The 25282-nt window shown below is 63.2% G+C and carries 24 protein-coding genes; all 24 read left to right on the forward strand.

Annotated elements, in window-relative coordinates; all coding sequences use genetic code 11:
• Position 1 precedes the first annotated feature (1 nt).
• Genes HY737_00765 through HY737_00880 form a run of 24 tightly spaced genes read left to right on the forward strand, consistent with a single transcriptional unit; the run spans position 2 to position 25277 of the window.
• Positions 2-715, forward strand: coding sequence for a class I SAM-dependent methyltransferase (locus tag HY737_00765; protein ID MBI4596917.1), 714 nt, complete (start codon positions 2-4; stop codon positions 713-715).
• The gene (locus tag HY737_00770) at positions 705-1703 is read left to right on the forward strand and encodes a hypothetical protein (protein ID MBI4596918.1); all 999 of its coding nucleotides are present in this window, start codon (positions 705-707) and stop codon (positions 1701-1703) included. Before HY737_00765 ends, HY737_00770 begins: the two co-directional genes overlap by 11 nt.
• Positions 1703-2734: a Gfo/Idh/MocA family oxidoreductase gene (locus HY737_00775; GenBank protein ID MBI4596919.1), complete on the forward strand. Its 1032-nt coding sequence runs from the start codon at positions 1703-1705 to the stop codon at positions 2732-2734. The genes HY737_00770 and HY737_00775 overlap by 1 nt, the downstream gene beginning before the upstream one ends.
• The gene (locus tag HY737_00780) at positions 2727-3791 is read left to right on the forward strand and encodes a putative sugar O-methyltransferase (GenBank protein MBI4596920.1); all 1065 of its coding nucleotides are present in this window, start codon (positions 2727-2729) and stop codon (positions 3789-3791) included. The genes HY737_00775 and HY737_00780 overlap by 8 nt, the downstream gene beginning before the upstream one ends.
• Before the next feature lie 5 nt (positions 3792-3796).
• Positions 3797-4798, forward strand: a complete 1002-nt coding sequence (locus HY737_00785; protein ID MBI4596921.1) for a Gfo/Idh/MocA family oxidoreductase — start codon at positions 3797-3799, stop codon at positions 4796-4798.
• On the forward strand, positions 4774-5523 hold the full coding sequence (locus HY737_00790; protein ID MBI4596922.1) for an acylneuraminate cytidylyltransferase family protein: 750 nt from the start codon (positions 4774-4776) through the stop codon (positions 5521-5523). Before HY737_00785 ends, HY737_00790 begins: the two co-directional genes overlap by 25 nt.
• A 25-nt stretch (positions 5524-5548) precedes the next feature.
• Positions 5549-6352: an SDR family oxidoreductase gene (locus HY737_00795; GenBank protein ID MBI4596923.1), complete on the forward strand. Its 804-nt coding sequence runs from the start codon at positions 5549-5551 to the stop codon at positions 6350-6352.
• Positions 6352-7398 (forward strand): N-acetylneuraminate synthase, encoded by a 1047-nt coding sequence (gene neuB / locus HY737_00800; GenBank protein MBI4596924.1) that lies wholly within the window; start codon positions 6352-6354, stop codon positions 7396-7398. The genes HY737_00795 and neuB overlap by 1 nt, the downstream gene beginning before the upstream one ends.
• Complete coding sequence (gene neuC / locus HY737_00805; protein MBI4596925.1) at positions 7395-8603, forward strand: UDP-N-acetylglucosamine 2-epimerase (hydrolyzing); 1209 nt, start codon at positions 7395-7397, stop codon at positions 8601-8603. Before neuB ends, neuC begins: the two co-directional genes overlap by 4 nt.
• The gene (locus HY737_00810) at positions 8593-9267 is read left to right on the forward strand and encodes an acetyltransferase (GenBank protein ID MBI4596926.1); all 675 of its coding nucleotides are present in this window, start codon (positions 8593-8595) and stop codon (positions 9265-9267) included. The genes neuC and HY737_00810 overlap by 11 nt, the downstream gene beginning before the upstream one ends.
• A 47-nt stretch (positions 9268-9314) precedes the next feature.
• Positions 9315-10226: a hypothetical protein gene (locus HY737_00815; protein ID MBI4596927.1), complete on the forward strand. Its 912-nt coding sequence runs from the start codon at positions 9315-9317 to the stop codon at positions 10224-10226.
• Positions 10223-11785 (forward strand): imidazole glycerol phosphate synthase subunit HisF, encoded by a 1563-nt coding sequence (gene hisF / locus HY737_00820; GenBank protein MBI4596928.1) that lies wholly within the window; start codon positions 10223-10225, stop codon positions 11783-11785. Before HY737_00815 ends, hisF begins: the two co-directional genes overlap by 4 nt.
• The gene (locus HY737_00825) at positions 11778-13007 is read left to right on the forward strand and encodes an N-acetyl sugar amidotransferase (GenBank protein MBI4596929.1); all 1230 of its coding nucleotides are present in this window, start codon (positions 11778-11780) and stop codon (positions 13005-13007) included. Before hisF ends, HY737_00825 begins: the two co-directional genes overlap by 8 nt.
• A 13-nt stretch (positions 13008-13020) precedes the next feature.
• Positions 13021-14109, forward strand: coding sequence for a nucleotidyltransferase family protein (locus HY737_00830; protein MBI4596930.1), 1089 nt, complete (start codon positions 13021-13023; stop codon positions 14107-14109).
• A complete protein-coding gene (locus HY737_00835) occupies positions 14106-15089 on the forward strand; it encodes an SDR family NAD(P)-dependent oxidoreductase (protein MBI4596931.1) in 984 nt (327 codons plus the stop codon). The genes HY737_00830 and HY737_00835 overlap by 4 nt, the downstream gene beginning before the upstream one ends.
• The gene (locus tag HY737_00840) at positions 15058-16263 is read left to right on the forward strand and encodes a LegC family aminotransferase (protein ID MBI4596932.1); all 1206 of its coding nucleotides are present in this window, start codon (positions 15058-15060) and stop codon (positions 16261-16263) included. The genes HY737_00835 and HY737_00840 overlap by 32 nt, the downstream gene beginning before the upstream one ends.
• Positions 16260-18341, forward strand: coding sequence for a hypothetical protein (locus HY737_00845; protein ID MBI4596933.1), 2082 nt, complete (start codon positions 16260-16262; stop codon positions 18339-18341). The genes HY737_00840 and HY737_00845 overlap by 4 nt, the downstream gene beginning before the upstream one ends.
• A complete protein-coding gene (locus HY737_00850; protein ID MBI4596934.1) occupies positions 18338-20452 on the forward strand; it encodes an HAD-IIIA family hydrolase in 2115 nt (704 codons plus the stop codon). Before HY737_00845 ends, HY737_00850 begins: the two co-directional genes overlap by 4 nt.
• The gene (locus HY737_00855; protein MBI4596935.1) at positions 20452-21486 is read left to right on the forward strand and encodes a Gfo/Idh/MocA family oxidoreductase; all 1035 of its coding nucleotides are present in this window, start codon (positions 20452-20454) and stop codon (positions 21484-21486) included. Before HY737_00850 ends, HY737_00855 begins: the two co-directional genes overlap by 1 nt.
• Positions 21477-22460: a hypothetical protein gene (locus tag HY737_00860; protein ID MBI4596936.1), complete on the forward strand. Its 984-nt coding sequence runs from the start codon at positions 21477-21479 to the stop codon at positions 22458-22460. The genes HY737_00855 and HY737_00860 overlap by 10 nt, the downstream gene beginning before the upstream one ends.
• Positions 22460-23089 carry an SIS domain-containing protein gene (locus tag HY737_00865; GenBank protein ID MBI4596937.1) on the forward strand — a complete coding sequence of 210 codons (630 nt, stop codon included), beginning with the start codon at positions 22460-22462 and terminating at the stop codon, positions 23087-23089. Before HY737_00860 ends, HY737_00865 begins: the two co-directional genes overlap by 1 nt.
• Positions 23089-23817: a class I SAM-dependent methyltransferase gene (locus HY737_00870; GenBank protein MBI4596938.1), complete on the forward strand. Its 729-nt coding sequence runs from the start codon at positions 23089-23091 to the stop codon at positions 23815-23817. The genes HY737_00865 and HY737_00870 overlap by 1 nt, the downstream gene beginning before the upstream one ends.
• Positions 23814-24206: a hypothetical protein gene (locus HY737_00875; GenBank protein MBI4596939.1), complete on the forward strand. Its 393-nt coding sequence runs from the start codon at positions 23814-23816 to the stop codon at positions 24204-24206. The genes HY737_00870 and HY737_00875 overlap by 4 nt, the downstream gene beginning before the upstream one ends.
• 6 nt (positions 24207-24212) lie before the next feature.
• Entirely contained in the window at positions 24213-25277 is a 1065-nt protein-coding gene (locus HY737_00880) for an SGNH/GDSL hydrolase family protein (GenBank protein ID MBI4596940.1), read from the forward strand.
• Positions 25278-25282 lie beyond the last annotated feature (5 nt).

Raw genomic sequence — 25282 nt, forward strand, 5'->3', positions numbered from 1 at the left:
CATGACGACCCAACTTCAGCAGCGCCCGCGGGTGAGAGCCTCTCGCAAGACCACCGCCGGGATCATGGAGCAGCTCGATGCATGGGTGGCATCACACGGCAACGGCCGGTATGAGCGAAGCGATTGGGTGCCGATGGATGCCTTCATGATCCCGGATGACGCCGGCATTCAGCAGGACCGGGATGAGATTCAGGAGTTTGTCGATGTGCTGCTCAAGCGCCAACACTGCGCGACCGCGCTTGAAGTCGGCCTGGGCTACTACGGCAGCACGCATTTTCTGTGGCGGCTCATCTTCAACCGCGTCATCACGATCGAAAAATCGCATGAGCGCGTGCGCAGCTTCGGCACGAGCATGCGCCGGTTCTACAAGCGGTGGGTCTTGGATGACCGGCGCAGCGCCTTCCTGATCGGCATGAGCTATGAACCCTCGACGGTGCAAAACGCGTATCAGAGCGCTTCGGATGGTGTTGATCTGTTGTTCATCGACGGCGATCACCAGTACCACTCAGTGCTCACCGATTGGCTGCTCTACAGCCCGCTGGTCCGCCCGGGCGGGCTGGTGGCGTTTCATGATATCGGCTTGACGGTCAAAGGCCAGTACGGCGTTCCGGAATTCCTGCGCCGGTTGTCCTCCGGCGCGCTTGATGGCACGCGGCGCACACTGCGCACCATTCAGCGCACCAAGAACTTGGGGATCGCATTCTATGAAGCCTAAGGGGTCTGAGGGCGCGCGCGTGCTGCTCATCGGCTGCGGCGAGTTGGGCAGCCGCCACCTGCAGGCGATTGCGAGCCTGCCGCAGGTGACAGACATCGACGTGGTCGATCCGAGGCCAGAGGCCTTGGCCTTGGGACGCAAGCGGCTGGGGGAACTTGCTCCTGGGAATCCATCGACCTCGATCCGTTGGCTCTCATCGTTGGCAGAGGCCACGCCGGCAGGAGCGCTGTGCATCGTGGCGACGCAAGCCGAGGGCCGGTGCGAGCTCATTCGTCAGGTGGCCCAAACGCTTGGCTACACGAACTTCCTGCTTGAAAAAATCGTCGCGCAATCGCTGCGCGCCATCGAAGAGCTGGTGGATTTTTTGAGCACACGGCGCTGTGCGGCATGGGTGAATTGCCAAACTCGGGCTTACCCGTTTCATCAGCGCGTCAAGCAGCGGCTGGAGGCTTCCTCGCCCATCATGATGACGGTGACCGGAGGCAACCTCGGGCTCGTGACGAATGGCATCCATAACGCGGACTTATTTGCGTTCTATACCGGGGCCACTTGCATCGAGCCGGCCGGGGCGTCCATTGATCCGGTGCTCCATCGAACCAAGCGCGGGCAGTATGATCTCAGCGGCACGTTGCAGGGACGGACCGAAGACGGCAGCCGGTTCACGCTGGCCTACGCGGCCGATCATGCGCTGTCTGAGCAGATCACGATCGTCACTCGATCGTATCGATGCGTCGTAGACCATATCCAGCGATGGGCGGTGGAGAGCGACGCCGCCTCTCGCTGGTCATGGCGCAGCGTGCCGTTTGAGGATCAGATCATGGTCAGCCAGATGACGCAGCGATTTGCCGCTGACATCTTGGCGCAAAGACGGTGCGCGCTGCCGACGCTTGAGGAATCGTTGGTGGCGCACCGGTTGATCCTCGGCGAGCTGCAGCCGCATTTCAGCCGCCTTCTGGAGCGGGATCTTGAGCTGGTTCCGGTGACCTGATGAGCATGCCATTGGACGCGCAGCCGCTCGTGTCCTCTGCCGAGCTTGCCGCCGCGCTTGCCGCAACCGACCTTCGCGGTAACACGGCCACGGTGATCGGCTATGGCACCATGGGCCAGCAGTTTGTCCAAGCGCTGCGAGCCCTTCACCTGCGCCGCGTGCGGGTCTGCTCTCGGTCGCCGCAGTCGATCGAGCCGCTGAAGCCGCTCGAGGGTCTTGAAGCCATCAGCGGAGGATTCGAGCATCTGCAGTGCCGTCCCCAACCGGATGAGTTAGGCATCATTGCCACGCCGACCGCGTTCTTGGCGGCTGCGGCCGACCGGCTCGCCGCTTTAGGTTTTCGGCGGCTGCTCATCGAAAAACCGATCGCGCTGCGGTCGGATGAAATCGAGCGGCTGGCGGATCGGCTGGAGCGCCAGGGCGTGGATGCGGCATGCGCGTACAACCGGGTGAGCTATCCATCGTTCCATGAGGCGCGCGCACGGGCGGCACAGGACGGTGGGATCACCTCGTGCACCTACACATTCACCGAGATGATCAAACCGGATTGGCCCCAGCGGTTTCCTGCCGAGGAGCTGCGGCGATGGGGGATTGCCAACAGCCTGCACGTGATGAGCATGGCCCACGGGCTGATCGGTTGGCCATCGACGTGGAACGGGCAGCGCGCCGGATCATTGCCCTGGCATCCGACGGGTGCAGTATTTGTCGGCTCCGGTGTCTCGGTGCGCGGGATCCCGTTTAGCTACCATGCAGATTGGGGCTCCACCGGCCGCTGGTCGGTGGAACTGCATACGGCGGTCTCATCGTATCGGTTCTGCCCGCTCGAGCAGTGTTTCAGAAGGACATCAGCGCTCGGGGTCTGGGAGGAAGTGCCGGTGGCGGCATTCGCCCCTGAGATCAAAGTCGGGATTGTTGAGGAAGTCGCAGCCATGCTGGATCCCGGCATCAGAGCTGGCGTTCCTCTGATGTCCTTGCGCGATGCCGCCGTATTGACGCGGTTTGGCGAATCGGTCTTTGGCTACGATGATTGAGAGAGAACCAGCCGAGCTGATGGCGGGCATCGAGCAGGATCTGGCCGCCTACCGGGAGTGCGGATTGCTTGAGCATCGCGGGGATCGCCTGACATCGGAATGGGCGCTGCAGGTGAAAGAGCAGCCCGGGCGGTTCATCCGACCTGATGGCACGATCGACACGGAGCGGCTGCGCAATTTCAGGAAGCTGCTGATCTTTCTGAAAGATGTCCCGTCCTTCTCGCTGCAGTGGTGGAACCGCTGGACGCTTCTCGGCGGAGGACGGCGAGGGTCGGTGAAGATGCTTCGTGAAAATCTCGCCCTCCTCAAAACCCATGGCTACGACGCCTTGCTGAAAAAACATCCGTGCTCGATGGTGGGCCACCCGTACGTCTTTCGCACCGACGGTTACCAGTTCACGTATCGCTGGTTCAGGCACATTTACTTTCTTGGCCTGCTGCAACGGGTCTTAGGCAGCCGTCTCAGCGGGGAGCTCACCCCGCCCCATGGGGCGGGGTTCACCGAACTTTCCATCGGCGGCGGCTATGGCGTGTTTTCCTATGTGCTCAAGCGCGAATATCCGGCGGCCCGGTCAATCCTTGTGGATTTTCCAGAGCAGCTGCTCTTGGCTCGCTACTTTCTCGGACGAAGTTTTCCTCAGGCTCGGATCGCCGGCATGGCGCAGATCGCTCAGTTGCCGTCCATCTCGCGCGAGTTCATCCAGGCGCATGATTTTGTGCTCGTCCCATGCCAGTATTACCCTCGGCTTGAGGGCGGGAGTGTGGATCTCGTCACCAACTTTATTTCCTTCGGTGAAATGACGCCTGAGTGGTTCAGGTTCTATGTGGAGGCCCCGCCGTTTACATCGGCGAAGTGGTTCTTTACCGTCAACCGCGTGCAATCGCGTCCGGTGTACGACAGCGACCTGACGATCCTTGACTATCCGATTTGGGATGCGGCGAAACGGCTGCACTTCGGGCTGTGTCCGGCCCTCTCCTCATATTTTACCCAGCGGGGAGTGTTCTTGATGGAGCGGACGGCGCACGCGCCGTTTTTCGAATACCTCGGCGAGAAGTAAGCGAAATGAAAATCGCAGTCTTGGGCACCGGCAGCATCGGCCTGCGCCATCTGGGGCTGTTGCGGACCATCGACGGGGCTCGGCCGATCGCCATTCCCATCAGAGCGTCGCGGCGCAGCGAACTGCGCGCCCTCGGGTACGAGACGGCGGAGGATCTGGCGGCCGCCGCAGCGCTGGGGGCGAGCCTGTGCCTTGTGGCGACCGACACCGGCCGCCATGAAACCGACAGCCGTGAAGCGCTGCAGCGCGGCTTCGACTTGTTGGTGGAAAAACCTGTGGCGACGGATGCCGAGGCGGCCTTGCGCGTGCTGGAACGCGCTCGAGCCTTGCAGCGCCGGGTCTTCGTCGGCTGCGTGGTGCGATTCTCCGAGTCGCTGAAGACGTTTCGCCAGCGGCTGGCTGATGTGGGCGAGGCGCACGCGGTCCGGATTGAATGCCAATCATACCTTCCGTCGTGGAGGCCGGATCGGCCGCACCAGAACTCGTATTCCGCGCGCGCCGAGGAGGGCGGGGTACTGCGCGATTTGATTCACGAGATCGATTACGCCGGATGGATCTTCGGATGGCCGGTCGCACTCTCCGCTCGGCTGCGGAATACCGGCCGGCTTGGGATTGCGGCCGAGGAGATGGCGGAATTAATGTGGGAGACCCCGGCCGGAGCCAGCGTTTCCGTGGCGCTGGATTATCTCACACAGCCGCCGCGGCGGCGGATGCGGGTGAGCGGGTCGCGCGGCACCATCGAATGGGATGGGATGGAGCAGACCGTCACCGTGGATTTCCCCGGGGGCTCGCGCACGACCGTTCCTTCATCCCAGACCCGTGATGCGATGATCCGTGAAGAGTTGCTCGCGTGGCTCAATGCCCGTCACGGTGTCGTGGATGAGCGGCTGGCGACCGCGGAGGAAGGCCTTCGGGCACTCGCCGTCTGTGACGCGGCGCGCCAGGCCTCGGATGCGCATCGAGAGGCAACTGTGGAGGAGCGATGGCCAGTGCCATTAAGCGCTTAGCGGTCATCCCGGCGCGAACCGGCTCAAAAGAGCTGCCGGGGAAAAACGTGCGGCCCTTTGCCGGGGTGCCGTTGATCGCCCACACGATTCTCTTTGCCAAAGGGTGCCCCCAGGTTACGCGGTGCATCGTGTCAACGGATTCATCGTCAATCGCCGACGTCGCGCGGCAGTTCGGGGCCGAGGTCCCGTTTCTGCGTCCGGAGGCGTTGGCGCAAGATGACACTCCGCTGTGGCCGGTTCTTCGGCACGCGTTGGCGATGGCGGAAGCCGAGGACGGCCAGCCGTATGACGAATTACTGCTGCTGGATCCGACCTCGCCGGCACGAACGATCGAGGATGTGACCGGAGCGTTGCGCCGGCTTCATGAGGCTCCGTCGGCCGATGGTGTGGTTAGCGTCTCGCGTCCGGAGTTCAATCCGGTCTGGCACTGCGTGGTGGAGCAGGACGGATGGATGGCGGACCTGATCCCTGGCGGCGGCCGAATCACCCGCCGGCAAGACGCTCCGGTGGTGTATCGGATTAACGGCGCGCTCTACATTTGGCGCACGAGATTTCTTCGAGCCGCCCAGCCGTCCTGGCGGACGGGACGCCATGTGATCTATGAGATTCCGGAGTCTCGGGCGATTTCCATCGACACCTTGGAGGCGTTTGAGCGGGCCGAGCTGCTGGTGAAAAGCGGGATGATTGCCTTCCCGTGGATGCAAGGACAGCATGCCAGCCGCTAAGCGCGCGAGACGCACGCGACGTCCCATGCGATCTATCGCGGAGTTGATGGATCTTCATGGCCGACGCGCCGTGGTGACGGGTGGGGCCGGGCATGTGGGGCGGGTCATCGGCGCAACACTCATCGAGCTAGGTGCGACGGTGACACTGCTGGATCTCGACGCGTCCGCCGTTCGCGCGCGCGCCCGGGAACTCTCGAGATCCGGAAGCGGCGAAGCGCTCGGGCTGGCGTGCGACTTGACGGATGAGGCCGAGACGCGCGGCACGCTGCGGACCGCGGTCAAGGCGATGGGCGGAGTCGACATTCTGATTCACAATGCCGCCTATGTGGGCAACCTGTCTCGGCCTGGCTGGTCGGTGCCGTTTGAGCAGCAAACCGTGGAGGGGTGGGATGCTGCGCTGCGTGTGAATTTGACCGCGGCATTTGTGATGGCGCAGGAAACCCACAAGGCGCTGGGTGCCTCAGGCCATGGCAGCATCGTTCTGATCGGCTCCATCTATGGCGTTTCCGCGCCGGACTTTCGTCTCTATGAGGGGACCGCGATGGCCAACCCGGCGGCGTATGCGGCGTCCAAAGGCGGGCTGCTGCAATTGATGCGGTATTTAGCTACGTGGCTCGCCCCCCGGGTGCGGGTCAATGCCATTTCTCCCGGCGGGCTGTTGCGCGGCCAGCCGAGCAGCTTCCAACAGCGCTACGTAGAGCGGACACCGCTTGGCCGGATGGGAACCGAGGAGGATGTGAAAGGTGCGGTCGCCTACCTCGCCAGCGATCTTTCGGCATACGTCACAGGACATAATCTGATGGTGGATGGAGGATGGACCGCGTGGTGATGAACGTCGACATCGCTGGGCATCGCGTGGGTTTGGGACACCGGTGTGTGATCATCGCCGAGGCCGGGGTCAATCACAACGGCAGCATCGAGACGGCGCGCCGGTTGGTGGATGCGGCGGTGGATGTCGGCGCTGATGCCGTGAAGTTTCAGGCTTTTTCCGCCCAGCGGCTCGTGGCCGCCTCTGCGCCGAAGGCGGCGTACCAGGCGCGCACCACCGGCGCAGGCGAGTCGCAGCTGGCGATGCTTACGCGCCTGGAATTATCCGCGCGCGATCATCAGGACCTCTTCGCCTACTGCCGGCAGCGAGGGATCATGTATCTGTGCACGCCATTCGATGAGGCGAGTGCGGATTTCTTGGCCGAGCTCGGTGTAGCGGCATTTAAGTTGCCATCCGGAGAGCTGACCAACCTGCCGTTGCTTGCGCACGTGGCGAGGAAGGGCAGGCCGATACTGGTGTCAACCGGGATGGCCACCCTCGCCGAGGTCCGCAGCGCGGTGGAGGCCATCCGGCAGGCAGGGAATCCGCCGCTGATTCTGCTGCATGCGGTGAGCAGCTATCCGGCCGATGCGGCCGATGCGAATCTCAGGGCCATGCAGACGATGGGCGATGTGTTCGGCGTGCCGGTGGGGTATTCAGATCATACGCTCGGCATCGAAGTGGCGTTGGCGGCGGTCGCCCTGGGTGCGTGCGTCATTGAAAAGCACGTCACACTGGACCGCACGCTGCCCGGGCCTGACCACCGCGCGTCGCTTGAGCCGCATGAGTTCGCCTCGTTGGTGCGAGGCATCCGAACGGTGGAAGCCTCACTTGGCCACGGGCGCAAAGAGCCGGCGGCGAGCGAAGCGAACACGGCGGCGGTGGCGCGCAAGAGCCTGGTGGCGGCGCGGCCGATTGCTCGGGGCAGTGTGGTGACGGCTGATGCCGTGGCGATCAAGCGGCCGGGGACCGGCCTAGCACCCACCGAGCTTTCGCGCATCGTGGGAAAAATCGCCGCGGAAGATATTCCGGCGGATGCGCTCTTTACCCTGGAGATGCTGACATGACACCACGGATGATCGGGGTGGTGACGGTCGGCCGGTCAGATTACGGCATGGTCACGCCCATCCTGAAAGCGATACAGCGCGAACCGTCCTTGCGATTGCATCTGATCGTCTCCGGCGCGCATCTCTCGGCGGAATTCGGAGCGACCATCAACGACATCGAGCGCGATGGGGTGCCAATCGGCGACCGGGTGGAGATGCTGCGCCATGCCGATACGCCGGAGGGCATCGCCGACTCGATCGGCCGAGGGGTCTCGGGATTCGCGCGCTCCTTTGCCGCCACACGGCCTGATGTGCTGCTCATTCTCGGCGACCGGGTGGAGATGTGCGCGGCGGCACTCGCGGCGCTGCCCATGACCATTCCAGTCGCGCATCTGCACGGAGGCGAGCTCACCGAGGGTGCGATCGATGATGCGTTGCGGCATGCCATGACGAAACTCAGCCACGTCCATTTTGTGGCCACCGACGCCTACGCCAAGCGCGTCATGCAGCTTGGCGAGGAGCCGTGGCGCGTCACACGCTGCGGCGCGCCCAGCTTGGATCACATCACAGACATCCCGCGGTTGAACCGGGAAGAGCTGCACGTGCAATTTGGGTTGCGACTGCGCGAGCCCATCCTCTTAGTCACGTGTCATCCGGTGACGCTGGAATTCGAGCGGACCGAGTGGCACATCGCGCAGCTGCTGGAGGCACTGGCCGAGTGGACCGGCACCGTCGTCTTCACGGCGCCGAATGCGGATACGCACGGCCGGCTCATCCGGCGCGCGATTGAGGCGTTTCTCTCGGCCCATCCGCAGCATCAGATGATCGAGCACCTGGGACGCCAGGGATATGTCAGCGTGATGGCGCAAGCGTGCGCGATGGTTGGCAACTCGTCCAGCGGCCTCATCGAGGCGCCGTCCTTCGAGCTGCCGGTGGTCAACATCGGTTCGCGCCAGCAGGGACGGATCCGTGCGGCGAACGTGATTGATGTCGGCGAAACACGGCAGGACATTCTTGATGGCATCCGCCAAGCAACCGCTCCGGCCTTCCGACAGCGGCTGCGCGGGCTGGTAAACCCGTACGACCAGGGCGGAGCGGCGGCAATGATTGTGCGGCGATTAAAGGAGATGCCGATCGACGCTCGGCTGCTCCGCAAACGGTTTGTGGATCTTCCCGCAGCTTCTGCGAGTCACCCTGAACCGACCGTGGTGTCGCATGCCGACTGATCAGCGATGCTGTCTGGTTCTTGGCGGCGGGGGGCATGCGCGGGTGGTGATCGACTGTCTGCTGGCGAGCGGCATCGCGAAGCCGCAGGGGATTCTTGATGCGAGTCCGCGGCTATGGGGGACTGAGGTGCTTGACGTGCCGATTCTCGGCGGGGATGAGATGATCGCTCAGCTCGCGCGCGAAGGTGTAACGCTGTTTATCGTCGGAGTGGGCGCGGTAGGTGACAACGGACCGCGGCAGCGGCTCTTTGAGCTTGGGATCTCCCGCGGCCTCACCCCGTTGTCGGTGCGCCATCCGTCTGCCGTGTGCTCATCATCGGCGACGGTGGGAGCCGGCTCGCTGCTGTGCCCAGGGGCGGTGGTCAACGCGGGTGCGGTGATCGGCGGCAATGTCATTATCAACTCCGGCGCGATTGTGGAGCATGAGTGCGTGATCGAGGATCATGCGCACGTTGCCAGCGGGGCGGTCCTGGCCAGCGCGGTGCGTGTTGGCCGCGGCGCGCATGTGGGCGCAGGGGCTACGGTGCGCCAAGGCCTCTCCATTGGTGAAGCGGCGATCGTCGGTGCCGGGGCGGTTGTCGTCAAGCCGGTCGAGGCCGGGACGGTGGTTGTAGGGGTGCCGGCGCGCGAGCTCAAGCGCTTGTCGACGGCAGGAACCGGATGAGCATCGCGAACAGAAGACGTATTGGATCGAACGGAAACGAGATCCGTATGGCAGCGCTGCCCTCTGTGAGCGGCGCAGGAGGGTGGGAATCTGATGGTCTTTGCGAAGTGGAATCCTTCTATGATCTGATGTCCGAGGGCGCTGATTTCTCCTACTATCAGGACCTCGGGCCAGGCAAATACGAAGAGCATTATTACAATCCGGATGGGGTCATCCTGTTTCCCGCGGCGCGGCAGCTGTATTGGTTTGGCGTGTCGCATCTCTCGGTTGGCACGCTTCGCCCTGGAGTTCGGGGCTATGTGCCGTGGAATCTCTGGAGAAAGAAATTCGTGTTTGCGTACCAGGGCAATCGCGTGAGCATCTTGCCGTACTCGTTCTGGCACGTGCCGGCGGGGGCGGCCGATCCCATGCGTGGGCAGTCCGCGGTGAAAGTCGCATACGCCGTCGGCCAGCGATTCCAACGGCTGTGCGATGTGCGCCCCGAAGAAGGAATGCCAGCGCAGGCGCTGGAGGCGATCGCCTCAGCGTGGAAGACGCATCGACGGCTCAAGATCGGGGTGACGATCGGCCACAGCGTGGCGATGTTTGACGTCCGAACCGCATTTTTTGAGCGCGGGATTTTTTCGTTTTCTTCGAAGATCATCGTGATTCCTGATGCGGATGCCACGGCATTTTCCTGGGATCGCGCGTCGCTCGGCCACGTGTGCGTGTCAACGGACGGCACCTGCTCGATGGTGCAGGAAAAGCGCCCGCGGGCGGCCTGGAAGCATCAGCTCGCGGCGCTCTGTCCCGGGGTGATCGGCGCCCATCAGCTCCTTGAGCATTCTCCGCGGCCCGTTCAAGAATGGTGCCGCGCGATGCTGCGCGGTCCATCGCAAATGCTGCTGCGGTGGCTCGCGCCCTACGAGGTCAAGCAGCTCCGGTGCCCGTTTACGGTGTTTGTGAGCGAAAATACATGAGCGTGCGGATCATCCCGCGTCTTGACATCAAAGGCCCCAACCTGGTGAAGGGCATTCACCTGGAGGGGCTGCGGGTGTTGGGACGGCCTGAACCGTTCGCGCGTTGCTACGCTGAGCACGGCGCGGATGAATTGTTGTTCATGGATGCGGTGGCCAGCTTGTATCAGCGTAACAGCCTGCTCGATTTGATTTCGCGGACCTCGCGGGAAATCTTCATCCCGCTGGCCGTCGGCGGCGGGCTGCGTTCGATTGACGATATCCGGATGGTCTTGCGCGCAGGCGCTGATAAAGTGTCGCTGAACACGGCGGCCATCCAGAGGCCTGAGCTGATCCGTGAAGCCGCCCAGCGCTTCGGCAGCTCAACCATCGTCGTATCGATCGAGGCGATCAAGAGACCTGATGGGTCCTATGAGGCGTACACCGACAATGGACGGGAGCGCAGCGGGGTGGATGCGATGGCGTGGGCGCGCCGTGCGGCCGAGCTCGGAGCCGGGGAGCTGCTGGTGACCTCGATCGACCGCGAAGGCACGGGCAAAGGATTCGATGTGGAGTTGACGCGCGCCATCGCAGAATCGGCGCCGATTCCGGTGATTGCGTGCGGAGGAGCTGGCCAACTCGCCCATGTGGAGGAGGTTGTCGCGGCCGGGCGCGCGGATGCGGTCTGCCTGGCGTCGATGCTGCATTATGCCGATGGCGCTCCCCGAACCGCGGAACATGTGGCGGCCCAGGAAGGCAACACCGAGTATCTGAAGAGCCGCCGAGGATTTTCCAAGGTGCGCGGAGCCACACTCGGGGAGATCAAATCATTTCTTGCATCGAAACACGTCGAGTGCCGACCAGGGGACGGTGCTCTTTTTCGATGCTCGAAAAAGAGCACCGTCCCCGCACCGACCGTCGCGATCATCGACTATGAGATGGGCAATCTCTTCAGCGTCAAACACGCCTGCGAGCATGCCGGCATGCAGGCGATCATCACCTCCTCGCGCGAGGCGATCCAGTCGGCCGATGCGATCATCCTGCCGGGTGTTGGAGCCTTCGGCGATGCGATGGCGGCCTTAAGACGGCTGGATCTGGTCAGCCTGCTGAAGGAATGCGCAGCGTCAGGCAAACCGTTGATGGGAATCTGTCTTGGCATGCAACTGCTGATGACGGAAAGCGAGGAGTTCGGGCGCCACCAAGGGCTGGGCATCATTGAGGGCGATGTGGTGCGACTCAGTCCAGGGGCTTATGACGGGCGGGCCATGAAAGTGCCCCAGGTGGGATGGAATCGGATTACGCCAACGGCCCCGGAAGCATGGCGCAACAGCCTCTTGGCGGACACGCCGCCCGGGGCGTGGACGTATTTCGTCCATTCGTTTTATGCCCGTCCAGCCGATCCTGAGGTGATGGTGTCCACGACGCGCTACGGTGATGCGACGTTTTGCTCAAGTCTTGCGCGGCGCAACGTGTTTGCCTGCCAATTCCATCCTGAGCGCAGCGGGCCGGACGGGCTGCGCATCTACCGCCAGTTCGCCGCGATGGCGCAACGCACGATGAAGGAGGTGGCTCCACATGCCTGAGGTGACGGCGTCCTTATCCGAAGGGCTCGAAGCCAAATACGGATTGCCCAGGGAGGTGGCGTTTTGCCGCCGCTGCGTGATGTCGAACCAGCGTCCGGCCTCCTCGGTGGAGTTCAAGCACGGGCTGGATCACCAGCATCGCACCTTGCATTTCGACGCGGATGGGGTGTGCGATGCATGCCGAGTGGCCGAGCACAAAGAGCAGATCAACTGGACGGCGCGCGAGACCGAGCTGCTGGCCCTCTTAGAGCAGCACCGGCGCAGCGACGGCGGCTACGACTGCATCGTGCCGGGCAGCGGCGGCAAGGACAGCGCGTACGCCGCGCATGTGCTGAAGTACAAGTACGGCATGCATCCGCTGACCGTGACCTGGCCGCCGATCCTCTACACCGACATCGGCTGGAAAAATTTCCGCAACTGGGTTGAAGTCGGCGGATTCGATAATGTGACCTTCAAACAGAATGGCCGCGCCCACCAGCTCTTGACGCGCTTGGCCATTGAGCACTTGCTCCACCCCTTTCAGACCTTCATCCTCGGGCAAAAGAACCTCGCCCCAAAGATGGCGCTGCACTTCAACGTGCCCTTGATTTTTTTCGGCGAGAACGAGGCCGAGTACGGCAACCCGATCGCGGATAACGCCCAGTCGCTGCGCGATAAGTCGTACTTCGCGATGCAGCACCTCGGCGAGATCCGCCTCGGAGGGCTGTCGGTCGATGAGCTGATCGAGCGGCACGGGCTGGCACTCAATGAGCTGATGGCGTACCTGCCGGCGGATGCGGCGGCGTTGGCGCGCTCGAACATCGAAGTGCGCTACCTCGGCTACTACCTGAAGTGGACGCCGCAGGAGAGCTACTACTATGCGGTGGAGCACACCGGGTTTGAAGCCAACCCCGTCCGCACCGAGGGGACGTATAGCAAGTACAACAGCTTGGATGATAAAATCGACGGCTTCCACTACTACACGACGTACATCAAGTTCGGCATCGGGCGTGCCACGTACGATGCCTCACAGGAGATTCGCAACAAGCATTTGACCCGCGAGGAAGGGGTGGGACTCGTGCGCCGTTTCGACGGGGAGTTTCCTGAGAAATATTTCCGCGAGGTCATGGAGTATCTTGGCATGAAGCCTGAGCGATTCATGGAGTTGTGCGATCAGTTCCGCTCGCCCCATTTGTGGAAACAGGAGGGCGGGCAGTGGAAGCTTCGGCACCAGGTGGCTTGAGGGAGGAGAGCGCATGGACCACGATGTGAGCGCGCTATGCGTCGACCGCCATCGCGCCTTCGGCGAGGCGATCGCGCAGATGGACCGCAATCGCCGGGGGATTGTCCTGGTGGTGGATGAGCATGAGCAGCTGGTGGGCACGATCACCGACGGTGATGTGCGTCGGGCGATCCTGAGCCGGATTGACCTTCGCGAGCCGGTGACAGCGCTGTTGGAGACAAAATCCAGGACGCCGTATGCCCGGCCGATTACCGCGCCCATCGGGCAAGATCCAGCGACCTACCTGGAGCTCCTCACCCAGCACCGGATTTTGCACCTGCCGCTGCTCGATGCCCGCCAGCGGGTGGCCGGGCTCGCGACGATGGAGCAGTTTCTCCAGCACCAGCCGCTGGCGCTTCACGCCATCGTCATGGCCGGAGGGCAGGGCAGCCGGTTGACGCCGCTGACTGAGGATCTGCCGAAGCCGATGCTGCCGGTGGGCGACCGGCCGCTGATGGAAATCGTCATCCAGCAATTGCGCGCGGCGGGTATCACGCGCGTCAAAGTGTCCACCCATCATAAACCGGAAAAGATCGAGGAGCATTTCGGCGATGGGCAGGCCTTCGGGGTGCGCCTGTCGTATGTGGCCGAGGACCGGCCGTTGGGCACCGCCGGAGCGTTGGGGCTGGTGGAGGTGCCTGACGAAACCACCCTGGTGATCAACGGCGACATTCTCACGCAAGTCGATTTCCGGGCGATGTTGGCGTATCACCGCGAGCACCAAGCGGATTTGACCGTGGCCGTCCGCCATTACGATGTTGAAGTGCCGTATGGCGTGGTGGAGTGCGAAGGGGCCATGGTCCGCCGGCTGACCGAGAAGCCGGTCAGCCGCCTGTTCGTCAATGCCGGGATTTATCTGCTGGAACCGTCGGTCTATCGCTTCATTCCGAATGGCGAGCGGTTTGACATGACGGATCTGATCCAGCGGCTGCTGGACCACCAGCGGCCGGTGGCCAGTTTTCCGATCCGGGAATATTGGCTGGACATCGGCCAGCATGCGGATTATCAGTTGGCGCAGGAGCATGCCAAAACGCTGAATCTGGCAAAGGAGGCTGCCGAATGAGCTGGCATGGCAAACGGGTCTTGGTGACCGGAGCCGGAGGGTTTATCGGCAGCCATCTGGCCGAGAAGCTGACGGCCGCTGGGGCCAAGACGCGCGCCCTGGTGCATTACCGCAGCGACGGCTCCTGGGGCTGGCTGGACCGTTCGCCGATGAAGGAACAGATCGAGATCGTCGCCGGAGACGTGCGGGATGCCGAGAGTGTGCAGCAGGCCATGCAGGGCATCGATATCGCGTTTCACCTGGCCGCGCTGATCGGCATTCCGTATTCGTACCACGCGCCGAGCTCCTACATCCATACCAATGTCGAGGGCACGCTGCATGTGCTGCAAGCGGCGCGCACGCATGGCATCGAACGCGTCGTCCATACGTCCACGAGCGAAGTGTATGGGACGGCGCGGTACGTGCCGATTGATGAAGCCCATCCGCTGCACGCCCAGTCTCCCTATGCGGCCAGCAAAATCGGGGCGGATGCCTTGGCGGAATCGTTCGCTCATGCGTTTGGATTACCGGTCGTCATCGTGCGGCCCTTCAACACCTTCGGGCCTCGGCAATCCGCTCGGGCGGTCATCCCGACGATCATGACGCAATGCCTGACGGATGGCGTGATTCGCTTAGGCCATCTGCACCCCACGCGAGATCTGAATTATGTCGACAACACAGTCGAGGGGTATCTGCGGGCGGCGGAGGCTCCTGCGGCCATCGGGCGCACGATCAATCTCGGCTCCGGCCGGGAAATCAGCATCGGGGATCTGGCGGCAGTGATTGCCGGTCTGGCCGATCGGCCGATCCGGATCGAGGAAGACGAGTCCCGTCTTCGTCCGCCGCAGAGCGAGGTCGACCGGTTGCTGGCCAAGAATGCGTTGGCCCGCGAAGTACTCGGCTGGGAGCCGTCGATCACGCTTGAGGAGGGGTTGCGAATCACCATGGCATGGATGCGAGAACACCTTGATGGATACCGCGCAGGCCTCTACGCCATCTAACCGCCAGGCATCCCAGGCATCGGTGCCGTTGAGCGCGCCGCTCTTCCAGGGGCGGGAATGGGAGTATCTCAAGACCTGCCTGGACAGCGGGTGGGTCTCCTCGGCCGGCCCGTTTGTGGAGCGGTTTGAGCGCGAGGTGGCGGCGTATGTAGGAAGCCCTGAGGCGGTGGCCGTCGTCAACGGGACCGCGGGGTTGCATGTGGCTCTGCGCATGGTCGGCGTTGAGCCGGAGGATGAAGTGCTGGTTTCCGATGTGACGTTTATTGCGCCGGCGAATGCGATCCGGTATTGCCAGGCCCACCCGGTGTTCATTGATGCCGAGGCCGACACGTGGCAGATGGATGTGGAGAAGGCGGAGCGGTTTTTGCGCACGGCATGCCAGCGCCGTCGGAAGGCGTGCTACAACCAGCGTACCGGCCGGCGCGTGCGCGCTATCGTGCCGGTGCACATCCTGGGACTAGCCTGCGAGATGGATCGGCTGATGGCGCTCGCACGCGAGTATCACCTGCAGGTCGTCGAAGATGCGGCCGAAGCGATGGGCGTGCGGTATCGCGGAACCCATGTCGGCACGTTTGGCGATGCCGGAGTGTTAAGTTTCAACGGCAACAAAATCATCACTGCCGGAGGCGGCGGCATGGTCCTCACACGCAGTCGGCGCCATGCGGCCGCTGCTCGGTATCTGACCACGCAGGCCAAAGATGATGCGCTGGAGTATGTGCATCACCACATCGGATACAATTACCGGCTGCCGAATATCCAGGCGGCGCTTGGGCTGGCGCAACTGGAGCAGCTGGATGGGTTCATCGCGAAAAAGCGCGCCATCGCCGCGGTGTATGCCGAGGCGCTGGGGACGATCCATGGCCTGACCTTGATGCCGGCACCGCCGCACACGGAGCCGACCTATTGGCTCTACACCGTGCTGCTCGCACCCGGGACCACGATTGCGCGGCGCCAGGCGGTCATCCGAGCGCTGCGCGCCGCCGGGATCGAGGCCCGGCCGTTGTGGCATCCGCTGCACGCCTTGCGGCCCTACCGGCGGTGCCAGCGGGTGGCGATCGAATACGCGCCTCGGTTATACGCGCGGGCGGTGAGCCTGCCATCCGGGGTGGGCTTGGGCGGCGAGACGCTCGCTGAGTGCGTGGCCACCGTCAGAGACACCTTGTTAGCCTCATGACATATTTCGTTGAACATTTGACGTTTCGAACATGGGGTGTTGCCATGCTGCCTCGGCTGCTCATGGCGCGGCTGCGAGGACAGCGCAGGCCGGTGCGCTGCTACGTGATTGAAGGATCGCGGCTCGCACTGCAGGCGGCTCGCGTCACTGGGCGCCTGATCGGTATCACGCCGGAGCGGCTTCAATTCCGCCTCATGGAGATTCGCGATGACGCCGGGCTGTCGATCCGCGTGCGGCTGGCCTATCGAGATTTGGCCGAGGTGCAAGCCGATGCGATGCGCGAGCCGGATTTCATTGCGTGCCAACAGCGCGCTCAAGGGACGGATCGCTTGCTGCCCTACCTGGCCAAGGGGTTGGCGGCCATTGATCGGGCCGAGCGGGGAACCCTCTGGCGAAGGATGCTCACCACTCAGATCTGCGCGCGGCATATTTCCAGCGATGGGCAATCTCACGAGACACCGGTCGTGGTGATGGAGCGGCAGCCGTGGCATGGCGCGATTGAGCGCTATGCCAATCGGCACGGGCTTCGCGTCATTCCGGTTACCGCCGGCTGGGATCTCAATCGGCGGCTGCGCCGCCTGGCGCGCCGGCTCATCGATCGCATTCCTCGACCGCGGCCAACACAGGCGGTGACTGCCGGCCGAGTCGCCCCAACAGCTCGGCCGCGGATCGGGCTAACCTTCTATGGCCAGTTGAACCTGAAGCATCCGGGGCGCTACTCGGATCTGTTTTTCCTGCAGCAGTCCGCGATCCGCGGCAGCGACACGGTCCTGTTCTTTGAGTTTCCGCAGGATCCGCTTGATATGAAGAAGGCGGCTGAGTTGGCCGAGGAGGGCATTGAGGCGGTGGTGCTCAATCCGCGCGCGGCCACACTCCCCAAGGCGCGCGTGTGGAGTCCAAGACGGCGTGTGAGCGTGAAACAGCCTCGGGGGCGCAGCTGCGAGTCAGCATGGCTGGCGGAGCAAGCCGAGTCCTATCACGCGCTGCGGGCGTCGTGGCGCGAACTGTGCGCAGCACACCGCGTGAAGATCTACCTGACCTGGTACAAATATGACGGGGTCCATGCGGCGATCGCGGATGCGCTGCGGGATCTTGGCGGCATCCTCGCGGTCTATCAGCGGGCGTATGAAGGTCTTGCCTCGGCAGAGACGACGGTGAATGCTGATATCATGTTCGGTTTCTCCACGATGGGTGCGGAGGTGGAGCAGCGCTCCGGCTCGACGATCGCCTACCATGTCACGACCGGCTACGTCGGCGATCATCGCGTTTCCCTGTGGCGCGGAGAGGCGATGAAGATCCGGCAGTCGCTGCAACAGCGCGGGGCGCGGCAGATCCTCGCCTTCGCCGATGAATCGACGAAAGATGACGCGCGGTGGGCTCCTGGGCATCCGCAGGCCCAGCGCGACTATGCCTTTCTGCTTGAGCGCGTGCTGAATGAGCCGTGGCTTGGATTGGTGGTCAAGCCGAAGCGGCCGGTGAAGCTGCGGCCGCGGCTTGGGGCCATCGCCCAGCTCTTAGCGCGCGCCGAGGCCACGGGTCGCTGCATCGTGCTCGAAGGAGGGATTCTTCACGGCTCGGTTCCGCCGGCCGCCGCGGCACTGGCCGCCGATGTGATGATCCACGGCCACCTCTATGCCGCCACCGCCGGGGTGGAGTCTGCCTTAGCCGGCGTGCCCACGCTGTTGCTTGATCACGAGGGGTGGGCGGCAAGCCCCTTGTATCGATTAGGCGTGGGGCAGGTGGTGTTTCATGACTGGGAGTCCTTGTGGAAGCGGTGCCGTGAGCACTGGCATCAGCCGGGTGGTGTGCCGGGATTTGGCGACTGGTCTTCGATGCTTGATGAGCTGGATCCGTTTCGAGACGGCCGGGCGGCCGAGCGGCTGAGCACGTATCTTCAGTGGCTGCTCGAAGGATTTGCCGCCGGAGCCAGCCGCGAGACGGTCATGGCTGATGCCGCGCAGCGCTATGCCTTGCAATGGGGCCACGAGATGGTGACCTCTGTTAACGCGGCCGGCTCAATTCGATATCAGATATCAAACCGCGGTTTGATATCTGATATCGCCTTGCAGGCGAGATGACGCAGCAGCGGCGCGGGGCGGTTTTTTTGGATCGCGATGGCACCATCGCGCGATACCGCGAGTACTGCCGATCGCCTGAGGAGTTTGATCTGCTGCCTGGGGTGGGCGAGGCGATCCGCAAACTGAATGACGCGAACGTGCCGGTGGTGGTGATGACGAATCAGTCCGCGGTCGGCCGAGGATGGCTCACGATGGAGACGTTGTCCTCGATCCATGAAAAGATGCAGCAGGAGCTGGCTCGCGTCGGCGCGCGGATCGATGCGATTTATGTCTGCCCGCATCATCCGGATGACGGCTGTGCGTGCCGAAAACCTGGAACGCACATGCTGACCAAGGCGGCGGATGAGCTGGGGCTCTCACTGACTGAGTCGTATGTGATCGGCGATCGATGGCAGGATGTCCAAACCGGCCGCGGGGCCGGCAGCCGGGCGATCCTTGTCAAGAGCGGTCATCCGGCTGAGCCGGCCAATGGGACCACGGCAGATTATGAAGCCCCAACACTTGGCGACGCGGTTGATTGGCTCTTGCAGCAGCGCCAGCAGCAGACCGCCTCGGCTCAGACCGACTGGTCCACGCGGTACCGCGCGTTAGCCGAGCGACTCTATGAAGTTCGTCGAGCGTGCCCGCGGTTTGCGGTCTTGGGCACGTCCACGCTGCACCCGCGGCATTCGCTGCCTGCGGATCAGGTGGAGCTGGCGGATCGGCCACAAGAAGACGCGCCTTGGCCGATTCCCTCATGGCCGCGGATCATCACCCACGCCCTGAAATTGGCCGTCTACGCGGCACAAGAAACAGCCAATCTCGTGTGGATTTCCTGGCATGGCCGAGGCATGTTGCGCCGCCTGTCGCAGCAGCCAGCCACCGTGGTGATGAAGACCTGGTGTTTTGGTCCGCAGTCGTTTGATGCCGCGCGTGACTTTTATTACGGCACCGTACCGCATCAGCTGCAGGCGAAAGGGATCTCCACGGTCGTGTTGTGCGGCGACACCCGAGAGCGATGCGACCTCGCCTTCCTCACAGCATTCTTGCGGGAGGGCGCGGTTCGCTACGTGCCCGAATGGCTGTTGCTGCCCTGGTGGGCGCCGATGATCACCCTGTGCCGGCAGCTTTGGGGAGCGTTGTCGTTGCGCCGCGTGGCACAACGAGCCGCCTCTTCGTCGTTGGCCGCCGTGGCTGCGACGGCCTGCGTGAATGCTTTGACACCAATTACCATGCGTAATCTGCTGCAATATCACATCGCGCGGGCGGCCGTGAAACGATGGAACGCCGGCGCGTTTGTCACGTTGTACGAAGGACAACCCTGGGAACAACCGGCGTGGCATGGAGCCAGAGCCGCGAATCCCTCATGCCGCCTCGTCGGCTATCAGCACACCGTCATCATGCCGCATTCCTTGGCTGTCCGCCGCCCCCAGTCGATTGGGAAAGAAATTGCAGCACCCGACATCGTCCTGTGCCTTGGAGAAACCACTCGGCGAATGATCGCCCCAGGACATCAGCCGCACGGCAATCGCCTCATCACGTTTGGCACATGCCGGCGGCCAGCTTCCCGCGGTTCGGCTCGCGGCCCGCGGCCGGATCTTCGGACGGTCCTCGTCTTGCCTGAGGGGTTCCAGAGCGAGGCGCGCCTGCTCTTTCGTTTCGCCATGAACGTCGCAGCGATCATGCCAGACCACAGGTTCATTTTCCGCTCGCACCCAGTGCTGCCGTTTTCTCAAGTCCGGCCGCATCTTCAGCGCGATCCAGCACAGATGACCAATATCGAGATTTCAACGCGCAAGACGATCGAAGAAGATTTCAGCCGGGCTTCCGTCGTGCTGTACCGAGGATCCTCGACGGTCTTATATGCGGTGCTGCACGGTGTGAAGCCGATCTACGTGCATGACGCGGCAGCCCCTGATGTGGATCCATTGTTTGAGCTCAGCGCGTGGCGTGAGGGGGTCGAGGCGGCCACCCAGGCGCATGATCGGCTCGCGGCGTATGCCACCGGTGCCGTGCCGTCAGCGGCCGCCGAATGGCTATCGGCCGCCGCCTATGTCGATCAGTACGTGATACCGGTGGATGAGGCGGCGATTGATCGGTTCATTGACGCCTTCCGCGGAGCAAGGACGTGATGCGGTGCATCATTTTCGGCTATGGCTACATGGGGAAAATCCGCTATGAGGTCTTGCGCCGCCATCCGAAGGTGCGCTCGATCGTCGTCGTCGATCCAGCGCTGAACGCTGCATCGGTGTCAGGGCTGGGCGTGGTGGCCCTGCCTGAGGGTGCGCCGATTCCGTGGGAGACATGCGATGCGGCGTTTATCTGCACGCCCAATCATGCGACGGCGGATCTGTGTATCGAGAGTCTCCGACGGTGCGGGCGAGTGTTCTGCGAAAAGCCTCCCGGCCGCCACTGGGATGATTTTTCACGGATCGCCGAGGCTGCGGCCCGCATTCCGGATCACACACTGGTCTTTGGCTTCAACCACCGGCTGCATCCTTCGGTGCAAGCGGCCAAGGCGCTCGTGGGGCCAGGGGGGTTGGGCGAGATTCTCTATGTCAAAGGCACCTACGGCAAGTCCGGAGGGCTTCGCTTCCGCGAGAACTGGCGCAGCAATCTTGAGCTTGCCGGCGGCGGCATTCTGCTGGATCAAGGCATCCACATGCTGGATGTGTTTCATCTGTTCCTCGATGGTCCGCTGACCGTGGTCGATGCGGTCCTGGCCAACGCGTTTTGGGGTGTGGGCGGCGAGGATAATGCGTTCGTGCTGATGCGCTCAGCCCAGGGGATTCCGGCATTCCTGCATTCCTCGGCGACGCTGTGGAAGCATACGTTCCGCATCGAAATCGGGTGCCGCGATGGCTATCTCGTGGCCAGCGGGTTGCTGTCGCAGACCGGAAGCTACGGCCGGGAGCAGTTGGTGATCGGCAAACGGCAGTTCGAGGATGAGGCGATGGCGCTGGGCAATCCGCGCGAGGAAATTATTTATTTCGACCGCGATGAGTCATGGGAAAAAGAAGTGAATGAATTTCTTGATGCGGCCATTCAGCGTCGCCCGGCGACCCACGGCACGCTGGAGGATGCGCGGCGCGCCATGCAAGTCGTGCGCGACGCGTATGCGCTTGCCGAAGGGCAACGCGCGAAAGGACACGTCTCATGCGACTGATTCAAACGAGCACCACCGTGCCGCTCTCATCCGTCAAGCCGCTTGAGGAGGTTTTCCAGTATCGAGCGTTTTGCCTTGAGGCCACGCGCCGAGCGTTGGCCGCAGGGCCGACCACGGTGCGAGCGCGCTCGCCAGTCAGCAACGCACGGCTTGAGCCGTGGGAAGCGATCGAGGGGCTGCCGTACTCGCGGTGTCCTGACTCCGGCAGCCTGTTGCTGTCACGACTCCCTGCGGATTCCGCGCGATGGGCCGAGCTGTTGCGCGAGGTGAGCCGGCACCGCGTGTCATCCCGCGGTTTTTATCCCGGGCTCGCGCAATCGCGCGCCGATCATGTCCACGCGCCCAAGGTCGAGTGGATGCTCGAGACGATGCGGCTGCACGGCCTGGACCGGCCACGGGTCCTGGAAGTCACGACACCGCCGAGCGCGATCAGCGCGCTGTTACAGGCCAGCGGCCGATTTTCAGACCTGCTCGTTGAGGATGAAATGGCGCTCGCCCATGAGCGCACGCCTCGTCCCTCGGCGGATCAGGTCGAGGCGGCGATGCTCTGCGAGTCGCTCGATCGGGTGGATGATCCCGCGGCCTTGCTGCGCGCGGTGGCTGGCCGCTTGGTGGATGGCGGATTGCTGTTTGTGACAGCGCTGGTCGCCTCCGGATTTGACCTGGCGGTCTTGGGGTGCCGCAGCGCCTACCTCTATCCTCCGGATCGCGCCAACTGCTTTAGCCTGCGAGGGCTCTCCTTGCTGCTGGAGCGCTCGGGGTTTGCGCTGCAAGAGGTGAGCACGCCCGGCATGCTTGATGTGGAGATCATCCAGGCCCATCTGCAGCACGAGGCGTCCTTACCGCTATCGGTCTTCGAGCGGCAGCTGGTCACGGCGGATCACGAGACGCAGCGCGCGTTTCAAACATTTTTGCAGCAGCAGGCGCTGAGCTCCTTTGCCCGTCTGGTTGGCCGGAAACATTCGGAGGGTTGATGATCCCAGAGACGTTTTTAACTCGATATTTTGAAGAGGCCTCACACGTTGCGCGCGCGCTCGACGTGGAAGTGGTCGACCGCATGGTGCAGCGCCTGGTCAAGCTTCGCGATGAGGGCGGTCGGTTGTTTCTCTGCGGGGTCGGCGGGGGGGCTGGCAACTGCAGCCATGCGGTCAATGATTTCAGGAAGCTGGCCGGCATCGAAGCGTATTCGCCGGTGGACAATGTGTCTGAATTAACCGCGCGCGCCAACGATGAGGGATGGGACACGGTGTTTGCCGGCTGGCTGCGGGGCAGCCGCGCTGGAGCGCGCGATGTGCTCTTGGTGTTCTCCGTGGGCGGTGGCGATCGCAAGCGCAACATCAGTGCGAATCTGGTGGCGGCCATCGATGAAGCCAAAGCCCGCGGCATGGATGTGCTGGGCATTGTCGGGCGAGACGGCGGCTACACCAAGCAGCGCGGCGATATCGTGCTCGTCATTCCGACGGTGAATCCCCAGTCGATTACGCCGCACACCGAAGCGTTTCAGGCGGTGGTGTGGCATGGGATCGTGTGCGATCCTCGCCTGATGGCCCACAGCAACACGTGGGAGCGTCTGGCCTCGGACCAGGAGGCCGTGAAGGTCTGATGAAGCTTGCGGCTCTCATCCCGCGCCGGCGCGGACTCTCCAAGGCCCAATTACAGCAGCGGGCGGCGCTGAATCAGCTGCAGCGGTTCGAGGCAGTCCTCAACCGCCATCGCCGGTCCCTCAAGGACTGCACGACCATTCTGGAGTTCGGCTGCGGCCATGGGCGGCTGCTGAAGCCGGTGGCGGATTTCGTTCCGGGTGCTTCCATTGCCGGGTGCGATGTGCTGAACAAGGCGGTCGCCGTCTGCCGACGGAAGTTTCCTCAGGGACGCTTTGTGACCAATGGCGCGCTGCCGCCGCTGGCGTTCGCGGATGGATCGTTTGACTTGATGTATTCCTACAGCGTCTTCACGCATCTGCCGGAAGCGCATCATCGCGCCTGGTTGAAGGAGCTCGCCCGCGTGCTGCGCCCCGGCGGGGTGATGCTGCATACGATTCACTCGCATGAGTTTCTCCGGCGGGCATCGCGTTTCAGCCCGGAATCGCTGGTGAAGTACGCATTACCGCAGCCGGTCGATGCGTTGATCCGCTCAGGCACAGGCTATACCTATACCATGGATGATCCCACACAGCCAGCCTACGGGCTGGCGATTATCAGCCCAGCGTACGTGGCGGCGCACTGGCCAAAGGTGAGCGGGCTCACACTGCTCGATCATGTCGAGGGGGCCATTGAAGCCTACCCAGAAGGCTGCCAGGACATTGTCCTGTTGCTGAAAGCTCCGCAATGACGCGTCGACCGAATCAAGAACGCTCCTTTGGCTATTCCGTGGGGATCGTGTGCGCGCTGCTTGCCGGGTTTCAGGTGTGGCGCGCGCGGCCACTCGCCGCGAGTGTCTTTAGCGTCCTCGCGATCGTGTTGATCGCCGCCGCATGGCTGCGGCCGATGCTCTTGCGTTGGCCGAGCGCATGGTGGTGGACGATGGCTCACGCGTTGGGATGGTTCAACGCGCGCGTGCTGCTGTCGGTGATGTTTTATATCATCCTGACACCGCTGGGGATTCTCCTGCGCTTTGTTCGGTGGGACCCGCTGTGTGTGCGTTCTCCGCGGCGGTCCAGCGGGTGGGTGCCGTATCCCGAAGGCCATCGGAGCCCGAAGCATTATGAACGCCTGTATTGATCGCCCATGATGACGAAGACGCGCTTTCTGAAGTTTGCGGTTGCGACGGTGATGATCTCCACGGTCCTGATCGTCGGCGCGCTCCTCGGGCTTGATCTGTGGTACCACAAACGGTTCGAAAAGGTCGCCGGAATGAACTGGCGGGGCTATCGCGGCCCGGTCGTCCATCGAAAACTCCCCGGGGAGCAGCGCGTCGCCGTCCTCGGAGGCAGCACGGCCTTTTGCTTCGGGGTCTCGGGCGCCGAGGCCTGGCCTGCGGCGCTGGAGCGGTCTGTGAATGCGCAGCGGCGAGCGCGCCACCAAGGGCCGGTGAGCATCGTCAACTTGGGAGCATTGCATGTCGGCGCCTACTCATTTACCGACACCCTGCGCGATTACGCGTCGCTGGACTACGATGTGGCGCTCTTCTACACCGGCTACAACGATCTGGGTGCGCCGAACATCCGAAATATTCGGCGGGAGTCGCCGCTCTTCCGGCTCACCGGCTATTACCCGATCCTGCCGCTCGTCGTCAAAGAAAAGCTGATGGCCCTTCGCTACGGAGGCAACTTGGAGGCCGCGTATCTCGCCGAGCAGGGCAAGCGCCCGACCTTCCGCCCGAATTATACGCAGGTGCAATCCTCCGAGGGTGCGCAGGCGGTGGCCGCCGTCAAGAAAGCGCTGCTCGAGTTTCCTGAAGAGGATCTGGTCGTGCACGGCGACCTGTCGCGCGCGCTGGGGGCGGTGAATGCCCAGCAGGTGCAGCTCGCCGCGGAGGGCTGCGGAGATCTGTGGGCCTTCTACTGTTGGTCGCTGGAGCGGGCGGTGAGCGTGGCACTCGATGATGGCAAGACCGTGATGGTCGTCACGCAGCCGTATCTGTCTCCGCGCCATATCCAGCAGCAACAGGTGATGACGCGCCGGCTTCAGGAGCGATGGAAGGATGATCCGCGCATTCAGTATGTCAACGTGGGGCAGACGGCGGATCTTCGGGATCCAGCGCTCTGTTTTGACGGCATCCACCTGACGGTGCAGGGCAACCAGCGGATCGCCGAAGCCCTAGTCGATCCGTTATTGCAGCGGCTTGATTGAGAGGG

This window comes from Candidatus Omnitrophota bacterium (genome assembly GCA_016209275.1).
Classification (GTDB): Bacteria; Omnitrophota; Gorgyraeia; order Aquiviventales; family Aquiviventaceae; genus JACQWM01.